The following is a 13,924-nucleotide window of genomic DNA, read 5'->3' as shown; positions in this document are numbered from 1 at the left end:
GAGTCCGAAGCTGCTGGTCAGGAGCGGTCGTAGGCTTGCGGGACGACCCCGTCGACCGTCGGGCGAGGCGCGGGCACGGTCTGCGCGAACGGGGACCGCCGCTCCGTGAGCAGCGTCCTGATCACCCGCGAGTTCTCGGTCAGCGAGCTCGTCGGGAAGGACCGGTGCCACTCCGCCGCGCGAACGTCCGGGACCTCGCACACCGTCAGCCCCTCCCGGGCGGCACGGAAGGCCAGGAGAAGCTCGAAGCCGGCGCCGTGCCGGGCGAGGTCCGGCAGCCCGAGCCGAGGAACGACCGGGCGTCGGAGCGCGGTCGCCCCGCACCACGGGTCCGTGATTCGTGTGCCGAGGCGAGCGGTGGCGACGGCGGCGAGCGCGGCGTCGGCAACCGAGCGTCGGGTCGGGCGGGAGCCGCGGACCAGGTCGGCGTCGTCGAGGGCAATGACCAGCCGGGCGACCTCGGTCGGGCAGGTGGACCCGTCGGCGTCGAGCAGGACGAGGGCGTCGCCCCGCGCCGCGTGCAGGCCCGCGAGCATGCTGGTGCCCCGGCTCCACCCCTGCGTGACGACCCGAGAGCTCGGCCGGACGCGGCGGACGGCGTCGGGCGTGCCGTCGAGGGAACCGCCGTCGGACACCACCACCTCGTACGCGGGATCGAGCCCGGCCAGCAGCCGTTCGACGTTGCGACGCTCGTTGAGCGTCGGCACGACCACCGAGACCGATGGCCGCGCGCCACCCGGACCGTGCATGTCGTTTCTCCCCACGTCGGCACGCCCCGCCCGGGCGCGGGGGCCGACCATGGCACACCGGCCCGCTTCGTCATCGCCGGGCCAGGCGCATGCGTTACACATCTAGTTGAATTGTAAACCAGCGGACCTCGACGAACCTCACATCTCCCCGAGCCCTGTCACACGTTTGACCAGCGTCTCCACGCGGCTGCGCGCCTCGTGGCCGAGGCGCGCGGGCAGTCGTCGGGCGCGCAGCTCGTGGGTGTGGTGGAGCGTGGCGCCGAGCTTGGTCTTGAAGGCCGCGAGCGCGGAGTCCGGGTGGGCGCCGCCCATGTCGTACCAGCGGCGCCCCTGGTCGCAGGCGTCCTCGATCGCGAGGCGGTGCAGCAGGTCGTTGGCCCGCGAGGGGGTGGCGAGGTCCTTGTCCATCGCACCGCGCCAGTACTTCGCGTGCCCGCCCGCGCTCAGCACGATGACGGCCGCGACCGGTTCGCCGTCCCGCCGGGCGACCCAGGTCGCGCAGTCCTTGCCGAACGCTGCGGCGACGAGCGCGACCTGTGCCGGGGTGGAGCTGACCCGGCTCATCCGCCACCGGCTGAGCCAGACCGGCTCACCTTCGGTCGCGGCGCGGCGGCGGACCGAGCGCTCGTGCAGCTCGTCGTAGACGTGGGCGAGCCGGCCGGTGCGGTCGACCTCCACCTCGACGCCGAGCTTCTCCGCCTTGCGCATCGCCGTGCGGGCCGTGCCGCGGAAGCGTCGGGACCAGACCTCGTCGAACCCGCCCGCGAGGTCCAGCAGGTAGCTGCCGCCCGCCTCCACGGCGTACCCGACGCGGGACGCCGCGGAGACCCAGGTCGGGTCGGCCGCCGGGCGCAGTGTCACCTCGGTCATCAGGGTTCCGCGACGGGCGGCGTCGCGCCACACGAACTCCGCCTCGTCGTTCGTGATCCGGCCGTCCGTGCTGATCGGACCACCCGTGCCCCAGACCTGGGGCCAGCTCGAGACCACCCTCGCGGCCGCCGCCGACCGACGCCGCCGGACCAGGGGGAGCACGACCTCACGGCCCGACGGGAAGGCGTAGTGCACGCTCGCGTCCGTGAAGCGGCCGTCGGCGAGGACGGCCTCCCGCCAGGCCGGCGACTGCCCGACGACGGCCCCCTCGTCCGTCTCGAGCACCGACCGCCACACGGTCGCCGGCGCGGGGGAGGTGACGCGAGGCGTCACGAGAACGCCTCCGTCAAGGCTCCGACCAGGCGCTCGACGTCCGCGTCGTGCAGGTCCCCCATGGTCGAGATCCGGAAGATCGACTTGGCGAGCTCGCCCTGCCCGGCGTAGATCACGAAGCCCCGGTCCTTGAGGCCGTCGTGCAGGTCGGTGTAGGTGACACTGTCGGGCAAGCGGTACGAGCGCAGCACGACCGAGCTCGTCCCGGCCGGCAGCAGGGGCGCCACGCCGACCCGCCGCAGGCCCTCGCCCACGGCCTCGGCGTAGCGGGTGTAGCGCGCGTGCCGCTCCCGCCACCCGCCCTCGGACCGGAGCTCGTCGAGCGCCTCGACCAGCGCGTACAGGCTCTGCACGGCGGGGGTGAAGGGCGTGTTCCGCTGGTCCTGCAGCGTCGCCAGCCGGGTCAGGTCCAGGTAGTAGGCCCGCTGCGCCGCCGAGGCGAGCGCCCTGCGCCGCACCACGACGAACGCGGTACCGGGAACACCGTGCAGGCACTTGTTCGCCGTGCCGGCGACGGCGTCGATCGGCAGCGCGAAGTCGATCTCCTCGCCGCCGAAGCTGCTGACGCCGTCGACTAGCAGCCGCACGCCGTGCCGCCGGCACACCGCGCCGACCGCGGCGAGATCGGTGAGCCGGCCGGTCGTGGTCTCGTGGTGGACGACGGCGACGTGGGTGAAGCCCGGGGACCCGCTCAGCCGCGCCTCGAGGGTGTCGAGATCGGGGCCGTCGAGCCAGTCCCCGGCCAGCGTCTCGTGGGCGATCCCGTGACATTCCGCGATTGCGGTCATCCGCTCGCCGTAGACCCCGTTCTCCAGCACGAGCAGCCGTCCGTCCGCGGGCACCACGGACGCGACCATGCTCTCGACGGCGGCCGTGCCGGAACCGGTGAGCAGCACGGCGGCCCAGTCGGCGGGATCCAGGTCGTAGACCGACAGCAGGCCCGCCCGGGCTCCGTCCTGCAGGTCGAAGAACTCGGGCTCGCGGTGGCAGAGGTCGGGTCCGAGCAGGCTCTCCCGCACGCGCGGGGAGAGCGTGACGGGGCCGGGGTTGAGCAGGAACACGGTTTACACCTCGAGGCTCAGGCGGGGGAGCACGTCCGCGCGGGCGCGCTCCACGTCGTGCGGGAAGTCGATCTCGGTCCAGGGGGCGCCGGTCACGTCGACCGCGGCGAACGGGTGCTCGCCCGCCCGCAGCAGGTCCCGCACCGCGTCCTCGTGCGGCAGCGCCGCACCGCCGGCCGCCACGCTCGCCCGGACGATCCCGGCCAGCGCCGCGGCGGCCGCCTCGCCGAGCCGGAAGAAGCCGACGGACTCGCCGACGGTGTCGTGCGGCAGCTCGGGATCCGGCCGTTTGGCCAGGTCGACCGGCACCCCGCCGCGCAGCAGCACCTTGACCGGCTCCTCGCCGGGCTCGAAGTCCCGGTCGACGAGCAGGGCGTTCGCGGCCGGTGCGTGGACGAGCGGGGCGAGCACACGCGCGTCGCACAGCACGTCCGCGTCCATCAGCAGGACGGACCCGCCGGCGGTGAGCTGCGGCCCCACCACGTCGACGGTGAGCATGCTGCCCAGCTCGTACCGCTCGTTCACGACGACCGTGGGCCGGGGCAGGTCGAGGCGGTCGAGCTCGCGCTCGATCTCCTCGTACGCGTACCCCGTCGCGATGACGACCTCCGTCACCCCGCACGCGTGCAGGTCACGGAGCTGCCGCTCGAGCAGGGTCAGGCCGCCGAACTCCAGCAGGCACTTCGGTCCGGGCCGGGTCTCGACCGCGAGCCGCTGCCCGCGGCCGGCGGCGAGGATCACGGCCCGCTTCACCTCGTCGGGCTCACTCGTCGTCACGAACACCTCCGGAAGTACGGGTGCCGCTGCGGGCGGCCATGACGAACAGGACCGCGGTCGTCAGGGCCAGCAGCCCCGCCGCCGTCCAGGCGTAGAGGACCAGCTCACGCCGGGTCAGCACGAGCACGCACACGACGGCGACCACCGGGGCCGACACCGCGCGGACCGTCACCAGCAGCCCGCTGGCCCCCGAGGTCAGCATGGTCAGCGTGGCGGCCCGCCCCAGCGCGGACGCCGCGGCGTACACCGCGACCGCCAGCGCGACCGGGGCCGCGATCGCCCAGGAGTCGCCCACGAGAGCCTGACCGACCGGGACCGGCACGAACGTCAGGGCGAGCCCGATCGCGAGGGCGAGCGCGGCGACGGCGCCGAACCGGCGGGCCGCCCACCGAACCTTGCCCGCGGGCGTGAGCGCGAGGTCGCGCATCGTGGGCAGCACCGTCATGCTCAGCGCGATCGCGACCGTGCTGATCGGGCCCAGGGCCGACTGGGCGAGGCGAAGGCCGCCGAGCGCCTGGGCGGACAGGAACACCGCGGTGAGCAGGGTGAGGAGCTGGTCGAGGCCGGTCGAGATCACGTAGTCGCCGGCGAGGTTGGCGCTCACCCGCCGCGGCCACGGCCGGCGCCAGCTCGTCCACCGCGAGGACCACGGCGGCAGGACGACGAGGCAGGCGGCCCACGGGCCGGCGCCGAGTCCGAGGATCGTCACCAGCGGACCGAGGTCCAGGGCCAGGGCGGCCCCGACCCAGCCGGTCGTCACCACGCTCGCGACGAGGTCCCCGGGCAGGAGCCGGAGGTAGGCCGAGCGCCCCTGGTAGTGCATCCGCACGGCGTCCCAGTACAGGCAGCCCGGCAGGACGAGACCGGTGCCGAGGACGACGGTCCGCAGCTCACCGGAGAGGAACAGGGCCCCCAGGATGCCGACGACCAGCGCCCCCGCCCCGAAGAGCAGCTCCAACCGGCGCGCCTCGGCGACCGGGCGGGTCGGGTCGACCGTCCGGTCGGCGACGATAGGGGTGAGCACGGTGGCCTGTGCGACGCCGACACAGAACAGCACGGCCAGCTGCGCCGAGGCGAACAGGCCGAAGGCGGCCGGTGGCAGGGACCGGGACGCGAGCACGACGACGGCCAGGCTCGTGAGGGCGACGAGGGCCTGGTTGGGTGCGGCGGTCTGCGCCAGCCGGGCGACCGGGCGGGGCAGGCGGGCGAGGACGTGCGGAGCCGGGGCCTCCGGCATCACCGGCCCGGCTCCGCCGCGGACGGCTCCGCGACCCGCCCGGCCAGGTGGGACATCAGTCGGCGGGCGACCTCGGGAGGCGTGACGGTCGGCCGGGGCAGGTCCTTCGGCGTCCCGGTGCCGATCCGCAGCCGCGCGAAGCGCGGTCCGTCGGCCGCCGGCGCGTCGAGCAGCGCGTCGACCAGGCCCGGGTCGTCCCCCTCCAGCGCGACGGGGTAGCCGCACGCGGCCGCGACACCGGCGAACGACACGTTCGGCGACACGGTGGCCTGGCCGCCCGTGGACTCGTGCGCGCCGTTGTCCAGCAGCAGGTGGGTGAGGTTGGGCGGGCCGTACGTGCCGAGCGTGGCGAACGCGCCCATCCGCATGAGTGCGGCGCCGTCCCCGTCGAGGGCGACCACGTGCACGTCGGGCCGGGCCAGCGCCAGGCCGAGGGCGAGCAGCGCCACGCAGCCCATCGAGCCGACCATGTAGAGCTGGTTGGGGCGGTCCGCGAGCGCGTAGAGCTCGCGGCCGCAGTAGCCCGTGGAGGCCAGCACCACGGTCGACCCCTCGGGTGTCCGGTCGATCACCCGCTGCAGGGCCTCGCGCCGGGTCGGCAGGGCACCGGCGGGGGCGCCGGCCGCCTCCGGTGCGGGGGCACCGCCGGGTGCGGCCGGCGGGCGCACCCCGTCGCGCAACGTGTACGGGGCGACCGTTCCCTTGTGCATCACGAGCGCGTAGGGGCGCCCGGTGCGGTCCATGTGCGCCACGGCCGTGTCGAGGGCCGGGCCGACCGCGGCGTCGTCGGACGGGAAGTCCGCCCACGGGACGTCCATCGTCTCGAGCATCTGCGGCGTGATCCGGCCCATCAGCTCGTGCTGCGGCTCGTCGGGGTTCCCGGGCTCGCCGCGCCAGGTCACGATCAGCAGCTGCGGGAGACGGAAGGTCCAGGTCAGCGAGGTCAGCGGGCTGACCGCGTTGCCCAACCCCGAGTTCTGCAACATCGTCACCGCGCGCCCGCCGCCGAGGGTCACCCCGGCGGAGATCGCCACGGCGTCGCCCTCGTTGGCGGCGGACAGGTATCGCAGCCGATCCGCCTGCAGCACGTGGTTGATGAACGGGGTGAGGTACGAGCAGGGCACGCCGGTGTACCAGGCGAACCCGCGCGACCGGGCCTCGTCGACGAAGGTCTCGGCGGCGATCACGTGGTGCTCCCGTCGGGGTCGGGACTCACGGCCGGGCGAACTCGCCCGCGCGGTCGAAGTCGTACAGGTCGTTGATGCCACGCCAGTGACCGTGGATGTACAGGACCTCGACTGTCGCACCGTCCTCGACGAGCGCGTTGAGCAGGTCCGGCATGTCCATGCGGTCGAAGTCCGGGCGCTCCGCGAGGCGCTCCACCATGCCGGTCAACCGGCCGACGCCCTCGCCCCGCACGGAAAGCATCCCGATCCACCGGCCGTCCGCGCCGGCGGCCTCGCCCGTGACGCGTCGCAGCAGCACCCGCCGGCCGAAGAGGGACCGGTCGTCGGGTTCCGAGCACTGCACGAAGTCGTTCGTGCTGCCCCCGTCCTCCTCGGTGGCGGCGGAGGAGTCGACCACCACGGCGAAGTCCGCCTTGACCTCGAGCAGGTCGCGCAGGATGTAGCCGCGCAGCATCAGGTCGCCGTAGGAGATCACGGTGTCGCGGGTCAGCGCGGGCAGGGCGTGCCGCAACGACTCGAGCTCGCCGGTGTCCTCGTAGCGCTCGTTGACCTCCAGCTTCAGGCCGGAGGTGTCGATGGCGTCCGCCCGGTAGCCCCCGACGACCGTGATGTCGTTGACGCCCTGGGACTTGAACGTGTCGACGAGCCAGCGCAACAACGGCTTGCCGGCGATCGGCAGCATGACCTTCGGGCGGTCCTCGGTCACGGCCTCGAGCCCGCGGCCGCGTGTCGCGGCGAGGACGACGGCGGCCGGCGCCTGGTGCGCGACCGACAGGTAGCGGCGCTCCGCCGCGGCGTACTCGTCCGCGCCCTGCAGCCGGAAGATCTCCCCGACCGGCGCGACCCGGTCCTCCACGTTGACCAACGTGCGGCTGTCGTGGATCTCGCGGGCGACGGACTGCATCGCCGAGGTCGCCGCGCGCAGGAGGTGGTTCGCCCAGATCACCACACTGATCCCGGCCTCGCGGAACACCGTCGTGGGGGTGCTGTAGTACTTGGTCGGCACGATCACCAGTGGCGCGCGGTCCTGCCACTGCGCCGCGAACTCGAGGATCTCGTCCGGTCGCGACTTGGCGCTGTGGATCAGGATCGCGTCCGCCCCGGCCTCGTCATAGGCCGCGGCGCGGTGCAGCGCCTCGTCCACGCCCCAGCCCGCGATCATCGCCTCGACCCGGGCGACCAGCACGAAGTCCTCGTCGAGCTGCGAGTCCTTGCCCGCCTTGATCCGGCCGCAGAACTCCTCGACCTCGGCGAGCGGCTGCCGGTCGCCGTCGATGAAGCTGTTGGTCTTCGGGAACTGCTTGTCCTCGATGCAGACCCCCGCAACGCCCCGCTGCTCCAGCTTGCGCACCAGGCGGCGGACGTTGTTGAAGTTGCCGAAGCCGGTGTCCCCGTCGAGCAGGATGGGCAGGTCGCTGGCGTCGGCCATGAACTCGACGACGTCGACGATCTGCGTCCAGCTCGCCTCGTTGTTGTCCCGGACGCCGAGCTGGGCGGACATGGCCAGGCCGGAGGCCCAGATCCCGCCGAACCCGGCCTCGCGCACGATCCGGGCGGAGAGCCCGTTGTGCGCCTCCATCAGGAACTCGAGCTCGTCGGAGAGCACCATCCGCCGCAGGGCCGCCGCCCGGGAGCGGGGCGCGGTGCCGCCCCGGGGACGGGGCAGCCCGGGGTGGTCGGGTCCCGGGTGGTCGAGCCCGGTGGACAGCAGTGGGTCGGGCATCGGGGGATCCCCTTTCGTCCTGGCGACGGCGTCCGCGGCAGGGGCGCGGCGGGTCACCGCGCTCCCGCCGGGCGCCACTCGCGGGTCCGCACGATGGCGTTGTCGTCCAGGTAGCCCCAGGTCGGGTCGGGCGTGCGCCAGTCCCCGTAGTGGAGCTCCAGGACCTTCTCGTGGTCGACGGGCTTGCGCCACGTCCGCCCGAGGAACTCGAACGGTTCGGTGTCGAGCCGGGGCAGCAGCCCGACGGCCTCGACCAGGCCGGTCGGACCGGCCCCGTACAGGTGGTACTCCTGCATGTCCTGGTCGGTCGGGCGGAGCCGGAAGAACTCGAACAGCGCCCCGTGCCGGATGAAGATCCTCTCGGTCCGCTCGCCGTGGCTGTCGCGGAAGGAGTACCAGCGCCGGAAGCCGGCGGCGAGCAACGCGGGTTCCGCACGGTCGAGGAGCTCCTCGTCCGCGGCGTCGTAGCAGAAGTCCGCATCGCCGATGTCGTGCGGCAGCAGGCGGCCCTCGCGGGCCCAGCCCAGCAGCATGCCGCCCCACACCCAGTAGCGCTCCCCGAATCCGGTGCCCGCCAGCACGTCGTTGAGCAGGCGGAGGTCCTCCTCGAAGCGACGGGCGCGTCGGCGCAGCACGGCCTTCGGGATCAGCCCGAGCCGGGACAGGATCCGGTTCGCCTGCGGGCCGAGGAAGTCCCGCAGCGCGACGACCTCGTTGCCCGGCAGACGCCGCACGGTCCGGTCCAGCTTCATGCTGCGCAGCTGGCGGCGCACCACGCCGGCGATCTGCTCGATCGTCGCGGGCAGTTCGACCACGCTGACTCCTTCTCGGGTGAGACCGGATCGATCATGTCCAACGGGTGAATCCGTCGTGTACGTCACGCAAACGGCCGCCAGCATAGGTCATGGCGAAAAGGGCGTCGCGCCGAGCGAGCGGGATTCTCATGATTGGCGGGAGCGCCCACCCCGATTCCTCTGTGTACGATCGAACAGGGGTGCCGGTCGAACTCCGGTCCCTTTCGGACGCGGTCGTCCGATCAGTCCGCGGGGGTATCCGAGGCGGCAGCGTTCCGTGCCGGCGGTTGCTACTCCTTGCCTCTCGACCTGCGGAAGAGTGATCAGCCGCCGTCCGCCGATCGGCGGATGCCGGTCGCGGAGATCTCCTCGCTCGGTGCTGCGAGAAGTGGGAGGGCAATGCGGGTCCTGCGAGCACGCGCGGCTCTCCTGCGCTCCAGGAACAGTGCGCGAAGAATGCGTCCTCGATCCGGGATGGAGGGCTCCGCCCGGTATTCGCACCACTGCGCCTTTTGTAGGCCCGGAATACTCCGGATGGACAGTCCGGCAGTGATCGCCCGACAGGCCAGGACGACCTCGAACTCGACGCCGTCGCCGAGGACCGGGGGATCGGTGGACCGCCGCCGGCCGTCGGGCAGGTCGAGTCGGGGGAGGACCGAGCGCCGCATCGCCGTGAGTCCACAGCAGATGTCGGCGAAGGCGGTACCCAGCACGGCGGAGGCCACGGAGGCCACCGCCAGATCCGCGACGCTCCGTCCCGTTCCGGCGCGCGTCCTGCAGGCGAGGGTGCGCGCGCCCTTCGCCATGTCGGCGCCCGCCTCCAGCGCCGCGACCGCACGCGGCACCTCGTGCGGGTCGGCCGAGCCGTCGGCGTCGAGGGTGACCAGGAGGTCGCCCGTCGCGCTCCACAGGCCGGTGAGGATGCTGGTGCCCCGACCCCGGCCGGACTGCCGGACGACACGACACGACGGTCGCGCCGCGCGGGCCGCCTCCGGGGTTCCGTCGACAGAGCCCCCGTCGGACACCACGACCTCGTAGCGCGGGTCGAGGCCGGCCAGCAGGCGTCCGATGTTCCGGCGCTCGTTCAGGGTGGGGACGACCACGGAGACCGACGGCCGTCCGCGCGAGCCGTCCGGGGTCGATCCGTCCATGTGGCCTCCCTCGACGCACCCGCCGTTCCGCCACTGCAGGCGATCGGCGAGGCGTCCGGGGCTCCCGTGTCGGTCGTCGGGTCGCCGTCCGCCGTTCGGCGCGTGTTCACCCAGTCGGTGCGTGGCATCGGCAGGGCGGATCGCCCTGTTACGAGATCACCAACCTTCCTGGGCCGAAGTTGGGCCGCTCGGTTCCCGTGGGTGAGCCGTTCGGGTCAGGAGTGGTCGCGGTGCGCAGCCCGCCACGCCTCGTGCACCTCGGGCCGCAACCGGCCCTTGTCCGGTACGGCGATGCCGTTCTCCCGCGCCCAGCGCCGGACCTCGGCGGTCGACGGCGGGGGAGCGGCCGGAGCGTCGGTCAGCGCGGAGACGCCGCCGAACCGGTCGGCGGCCACGGCTTCGTCGTCGGCCCAGGATCGGGCGGCGGCGAGGAAGCGGTAGGTCCACTCCTCGGCGAGCGCGCGGGTGTCGCAGAAGACGATCGGGATCGCGGGCCAGCGGACCTGCAGCTCGGCGAGCCCGTCCGCGATGGTCGCGGGGCGGACGTAGGTCTGCTTGAAGATCGACGAGTACCGCTCCTCCACGACGACGGCCGCACGGGGCAGGGTCGCGAGCTCGGTCAACGCGAAGCGCAGCCGGCCGTCGGACACGCTGCTCACGAGGTCGGCCAGGGACTTCCGCTCCACCGCCGCGACCACCGTGCCGCCCCCGCCGAGGACCGCGTAGTCGCCGCAGGGCAGCCCGCGCTTCGAGGTCGTCACCTGCTGGCCGGAGAAGGAGTACGGGTAGCGCTCGTGCGCGTCGACGAGGATCTCGAGCTCGGGGATGCCGGACGCGCGGGCGGTGGGGAGCCGGACGTCCGGACGGGCCTGCTTGCGGGTCCGCGGCGACTGCCAGAACACCATCTCCCTGCCGCGTGCCCGCGTGAACACGATCTGGGAGCGCTGCTCACGGCCGCGGTCGGCGACGACGTCGATCGCCGCCCCGCGCCGGACGCACGACTTGAGCGCGACCCGCTCGACGATCTCGGCCTCGGTGGGCCACTCGTCCGCCCCGACGGGGTGGCAGTAGATCGCCTTCGTGCGCGGCCACGTGTCCTTCGCGCGGAACACGAGGCCGCCGGCGAGGGGAACGCGGATCAGGTACGGCAGCGAGCTGTCCGGGTCGGGGTTCCGCGCGACGAGCAGCTCCACGCACCGAGTCTCGCGCATCGGGCAAGCGCTGCCCCGAACGGCGCAGTACCCAATTCTGTCCATACCGCCGCCCGGCCCGTAGCAAATCGGTGATCGGACCCGACGGCTCCGACGAACAGTCGAGGACGACGGGGGCGGACGGTGACGATCCAGACGATCGCGACGGAGCGGTGCGGCTACTGCGGGACGGGCATCGCGCGGGGTGCGCGCTTCTGCGGGACGTGCGGGGCCTCCCGAGACGTGCGGTTCGGAGTCCCGGAAACGCCGACTCGCGGGAAAGGCATGCGGGGCGCGCCAGTTCGTCCGCTCGCGCCGGCTGCACTGCCTGCGTCGACCGCCCTGCCTACGCCGGCTGCACTGCCTGCGTCGACCGCCCCGCCGGCGCCGGTGATCCCGCCTGGCCCGGTGGCCCCGTCGCCGGTCGGTCCGCCTGCGCCGGTGGCCCCGCCCGCGTCGAGTGCTCCGCCTCAGCCCGTGGCCGTCGCGGCGCCGCAGCGGAGCGCGTGGCCCATCGCGATCACGGTGCTCGCCGGGCTCGTGGTTCTGGGAGTTCTGCTGACCTTGTTCTTCTGGTCCCCGCGGGTCAGGCCCGCCGCTCCGGTGGTCCCGGTCCCCACGGCACCGATCACCGCGGCGATCACGGCCAGCGCGACCTGCGTCCGCCCACCCAGCAGCGACGCCGCCGGGATGCCCACCTCGTACGAGGCGTCCCGGGCGATCGACGGCGTGTTCGCCACGGCCTGGCGCTGCAGCGGCGACGGGGTCGGGCAGAGCCTGACGCTGACCTTCGCCGCGCCCATGCGCGTGAGCGCGCTCGGGATCGTCCCCGGTCTCGCGAAGGTCGACCCCGCGGACGGGACCGACCGCTACACGCAGAACCGCCGCATCACCGCCGTCCGCCTCACGACGGACGACGGCCGCTCGGTCACCGCCGCCCTGGACCCGTCGGCGGACCGACGCGAGCTCCAGTGGACCGCGCTGAGCGCGACGGTCACCGGCCGCCTGACGATCACGGTCCTGGACAGCGTGCCGGGGACGGCGCAGAACGGGCAGGCCGCGAACGACACGATCGCGATCTCGGAGGTCGCGGTCGTCTGAAGCGCTCCGGCTCGCTCACCGTGTCGCGGTGAAGGACTTCGCCCCCATCGACCGGGCGACGTCCATGACGTACTGCCCGTAGCCGTTCTTCGCCTGCTTCTCGCCGAGCGCGTAGCAGGCGTCGGCGTCGATGAAGCCCATCCGCAGGGCGACCTCCTCCAGGCAGGCGATGCGGATCCCTTGGCGGTTCTCGAGCACCTGGACGTAGTGCGCGGCATCGATCAGCGACTCGTGGGTGCCGGTGTCGAGCCAGGCGAAACCGCGGCCGAGGTCGACGAGCCGGGCGCGGCCCTGCTGCATGTACGCGCGGTTGAGGTCGGTGATCTCGAGCTCCCCGCGCGCGGACGGTCGGAGTTGCTTCGCCAGCTCGGCTGCCTGCCCGTCGTAGAGGTAGAGGCCGGTGATGGCGCGGTCGGAGCGCGGCTCGTCGGGCTTCTCCTCGATGGAGACCAGGCGGCCCTGGTCGTCGGCCTCGCCGACACCGTAGCGCTGCGGGTCCTTGACGGGGTAGCCGAACAGGACGCAGCCGTCGCCCGCGGGGCCGAGGCCGTCGCGGGCGTCGCGCAGCATCCCGGAGAACCGGGGGCCGTGGAAGATGTTGTCGCCCAGCACGAGCGCGACGTTCTCGCCCGCCACGTGGTCCTCGCCGATGAGGAAGGCCTCGGCGATGCCGTTGGGCTCGGCCTGGGTGGCGTAGGTGAGGGCGAGGCCCAGCTCGCCGCCGTCGCCGAGGAGGCGGTGGAAGCTCGGGGCGTCCTCGGGGGTGGTGATGACCAGGATCTCGCGGACCCCGGCCAGCATCAGGGTGGAGAGCGGGTAGTAGATCATCGGCTTGTCGAACACCGGCAGCAGCTGCTTCGAGACGCCGCGGGTGATCGGGTGCAGCCGGGTGCCGGTGCCGCCGGCCAGGACGATGCCCTTCATCGGAGATAGGCCTCCAGGCTCTCCCGCCAGTCCGGCAGCGTCACACCGGCCTTCGCGGCTTTCGTCAGGTCGAGGACGCTGTTCGACGGCCGCCGGGCGGCGTCCGGCTTGTCGGCGAAGTACGCCGCGGTGGTGGTGTCGGTGACGTCGTCGCCGCTGCGCCCGGAGGCCGCGAAGACGAACCGGGCGACGTCCGCCCAGCTCGCCGGCTCGCCGTCGTTGGTCAGGTGGTAGGTGCCGGGATCGCACTCGAGGAGCTGGAGGATTCCGGCGGCGAGGTCGGTGGCCAGGGTGGGCCGGCCGATCTGGTCGGCGACGACCGTCGGGCTGACCCCTCTGTGGGCCAGGGTGCGCATGGTGCGGGCGAAGTTGGCGCCGTCGCCGATCACCCAGGTCGGGCGGACGATCCAGTGCTTCGGGGTGGTCGTGACGGCGGCGTCGCCGGCGGCCTTCGAGGCCCCGTACGCGCTGAGCGGGGCGATCGCGGCGGTCTCGGGGATCGGGCCCTCGTGGGTGCCGTCGAAGACGTACTCCGTCGAGACGTGTACCAGTCGCAGGTCCTGCGCGGTGGCGATCCGGGCGAGGGCGGCGGGGGCCAAGGCGTTGGCGGCCCAGGCCTGCCGGCGGCCCTCGAGGGTCTCCGCGGCGTCGACCTTGGTGTAGGCGGCGGCGTTGAGGATCGTGTCGAAGGCCGACCAGTCGACGGCGGCGAGCGCGGCCGGGTCGGTCAGGTCCAGCTCGGCGCGGGTCACCGCCCGGGCCGTGGGCAGGGCCGCGGCCAGCGCCTTCCCGAGCTGGCCGCCCGCTCCGAGGACGAGGGCGCGCAC

Annotated in this window: 14 protein-coding genes; 1 reads left to right on the top strand and 13 read right to left on the bottom strand. The window is 73.4% G+C overall.

Features of this window, described 5'->3' with window-relative positions:
- Positions 1–17 precede the first annotated feature (17 nt).
- The 11 genes from ABD990_RS00520 to ABD990_RS00470 all read right to left on the bottom strand — a co-directional run bounded on the left by ABD990_RS00520 (position 18) and on the right by ABD990_RS00470 (position 11,812).
- Complete coding sequence (locus ABD990_RS00520) at positions 18–749, bottom strand: glycosyltransferase family 2 protein (RefSeq protein ID WP_345377604.1); 732 nt, start codon at positions 747–749, stop codon at positions 18–20.
- A 138-nt stretch (positions 750–887) separates the two neighbouring features.
- A complete protein-coding gene (locus ABD990_RS00515; protein WP_345377603.1) occupies positions 888–1,952 on the bottom strand; it encodes a GNAT family N-acetyltransferase in 1,065 nt (354 codons plus the stop codon).
- Positions 1,949–3,013, bottom strand: coding sequence for a 2-aminoethylphosphonate aminotransferase (locus ABD990_RS00510; protein ID WP_345377602.1), 1,065 nt, complete (start codon positions 3,011–3,013; stop codon positions 1,949–1,951). The genes ABD990_RS00515 and ABD990_RS00510 overlap by 4 nt, the downstream gene beginning before the upstream one ends.
- Before the next feature lie 3 nt (positions 3,014–3,016).
- A complete protein-coding gene (locus tag ABD990_RS00505) occupies positions 3,017–3,790 on the bottom strand; it encodes a phosphocholine cytidylyltransferase family protein (protein ID WP_345377601.1) in 774 nt (257 codons plus the stop codon).
- Positions 3,777–5,027 carry an MATE family efflux transporter gene (locus ABD990_RS00500; RefSeq protein ID WP_345377600.1) on the bottom strand — a complete coding sequence of 417 codons (1,251 nt, stop codon included), beginning with the start codon at positions 5,025–5,027 and terminating at the stop codon, positions 3,777–3,779. Before ABD990_RS00500 ends, ABD990_RS00505 begins: the two co-directional genes overlap by 14 nt.
- Entirely contained in the window at positions 5,027–6,214 is a 1,188-nt protein-coding gene (gene aepY / locus ABD990_RS00495) for a phosphonopyruvate decarboxylase (protein ID WP_345377599.1), read from the bottom strand. Before aepY ends, ABD990_RS00500 begins: the two co-directional genes overlap by 1 nt.
- A gap of 25 nt (positions 6,215–6,239) precedes the next feature.
- On the bottom strand, positions 6,240–7,937 hold the full coding sequence (gene aepX, locus ABD990_RS00490) for a phosphoenolpyruvate mutase (protein ID WP_345377598.1): 1,698 nt from the start codon (positions 7,935–7,937) through the stop codon (positions 6,240–6,242).
- A 53-nt stretch (positions 7,938–7,990) separates the two neighbouring features.
- A complete protein-coding gene (locus tag ABD990_RS00485; protein WP_345377597.1) occupies positions 7,991–8,752 on the bottom strand; it encodes a hypothetical protein in 762 nt (253 codons plus the stop codon).
- A gap of 302 nt (positions 8,753–9,054) precedes the next feature.
- Entirely contained in the window at positions 9,055–9,882 is an 828-nt protein-coding gene (locus ABD990_RS00480) for a glycosyltransferase family 2 protein (protein ID WP_345377596.1), read from the bottom strand.
- 215 nt (positions 9,883–10,097) lie between these two features.
- Entirely contained in the window at positions 10,098–11,075 is a 978-nt protein-coding gene (locus tag ABD990_RS00475) for an ERCC4 domain-containing protein (protein ID WP_345377595.1), read from the bottom strand.
- A gap of 467 nt (positions 11,076–11,542) precedes the next feature.
- A complete protein-coding gene (locus tag ABD990_RS00470) occupies positions 11,543–11,812 on the bottom strand; it encodes a hypothetical protein (RefSeq protein WP_345377594.1) in 270 nt (89 codons plus the stop codon).
- On the opposite strand from ABD990_RS00470, the gene ABD990_RS00465 reads away from it, so the two are divergent.
- Positions 11,802–12,173 (top strand): NADase-type glycan-binding domain-containing protein, encoded by a 372-nt coding sequence (locus tag ABD990_RS00465; protein WP_345377593.1) that lies wholly within the window; start codon positions 11,802–11,804, stop codon positions 12,171–12,173. The genes ABD990_RS00470 and ABD990_RS00465 overlap by 11 nt on opposite strands.
- A 15-nt stretch (positions 12,174–12,188) precedes the next feature.
- Here the strand turns inward: ABD990_RS00465 and rfbA are convergent, their stop codons facing one another.
- Both rfbA and rfbD read right to left on the bottom strand, forming a co-directional pair.
- A complete protein-coding gene (gene rfbA, locus ABD990_RS00460) occupies positions 12,189–13,097 on the bottom strand; it encodes a glucose-1-phosphate thymidylyltransferase RfbA (RefSeq protein ID WP_345377592.1) in 909 nt (302 codons plus the stop codon).
- Entirely contained in the window at positions 13,094–13,924 is an 831-nt protein-coding gene (gene rfbD, locus ABD990_RS00455; protein WP_345377591.1) for a dTDP-4-dehydrorhamnose reductase, read from the bottom strand. The genes rfbA and rfbD overlap by 4 nt, the downstream gene beginning before the upstream one ends.

Origin of the sequence: Pseudonocardia yuanmonensis, from assembly GCF_039542425.1 — a bacterium.
In the GTDB taxonomy this organism is placed as follows: Bacteria; Actinomycetota; Actinomycetes; order Mycobacteriales; family Pseudonocardiaceae; genus Pseudonocardia; species Pseudonocardia yuanmonensis.
The sequence above is the reverse complement of the archived record's forward strand: the minus strand, read 5'-3'. Positions and strand labels throughout refer to the sequence as shown.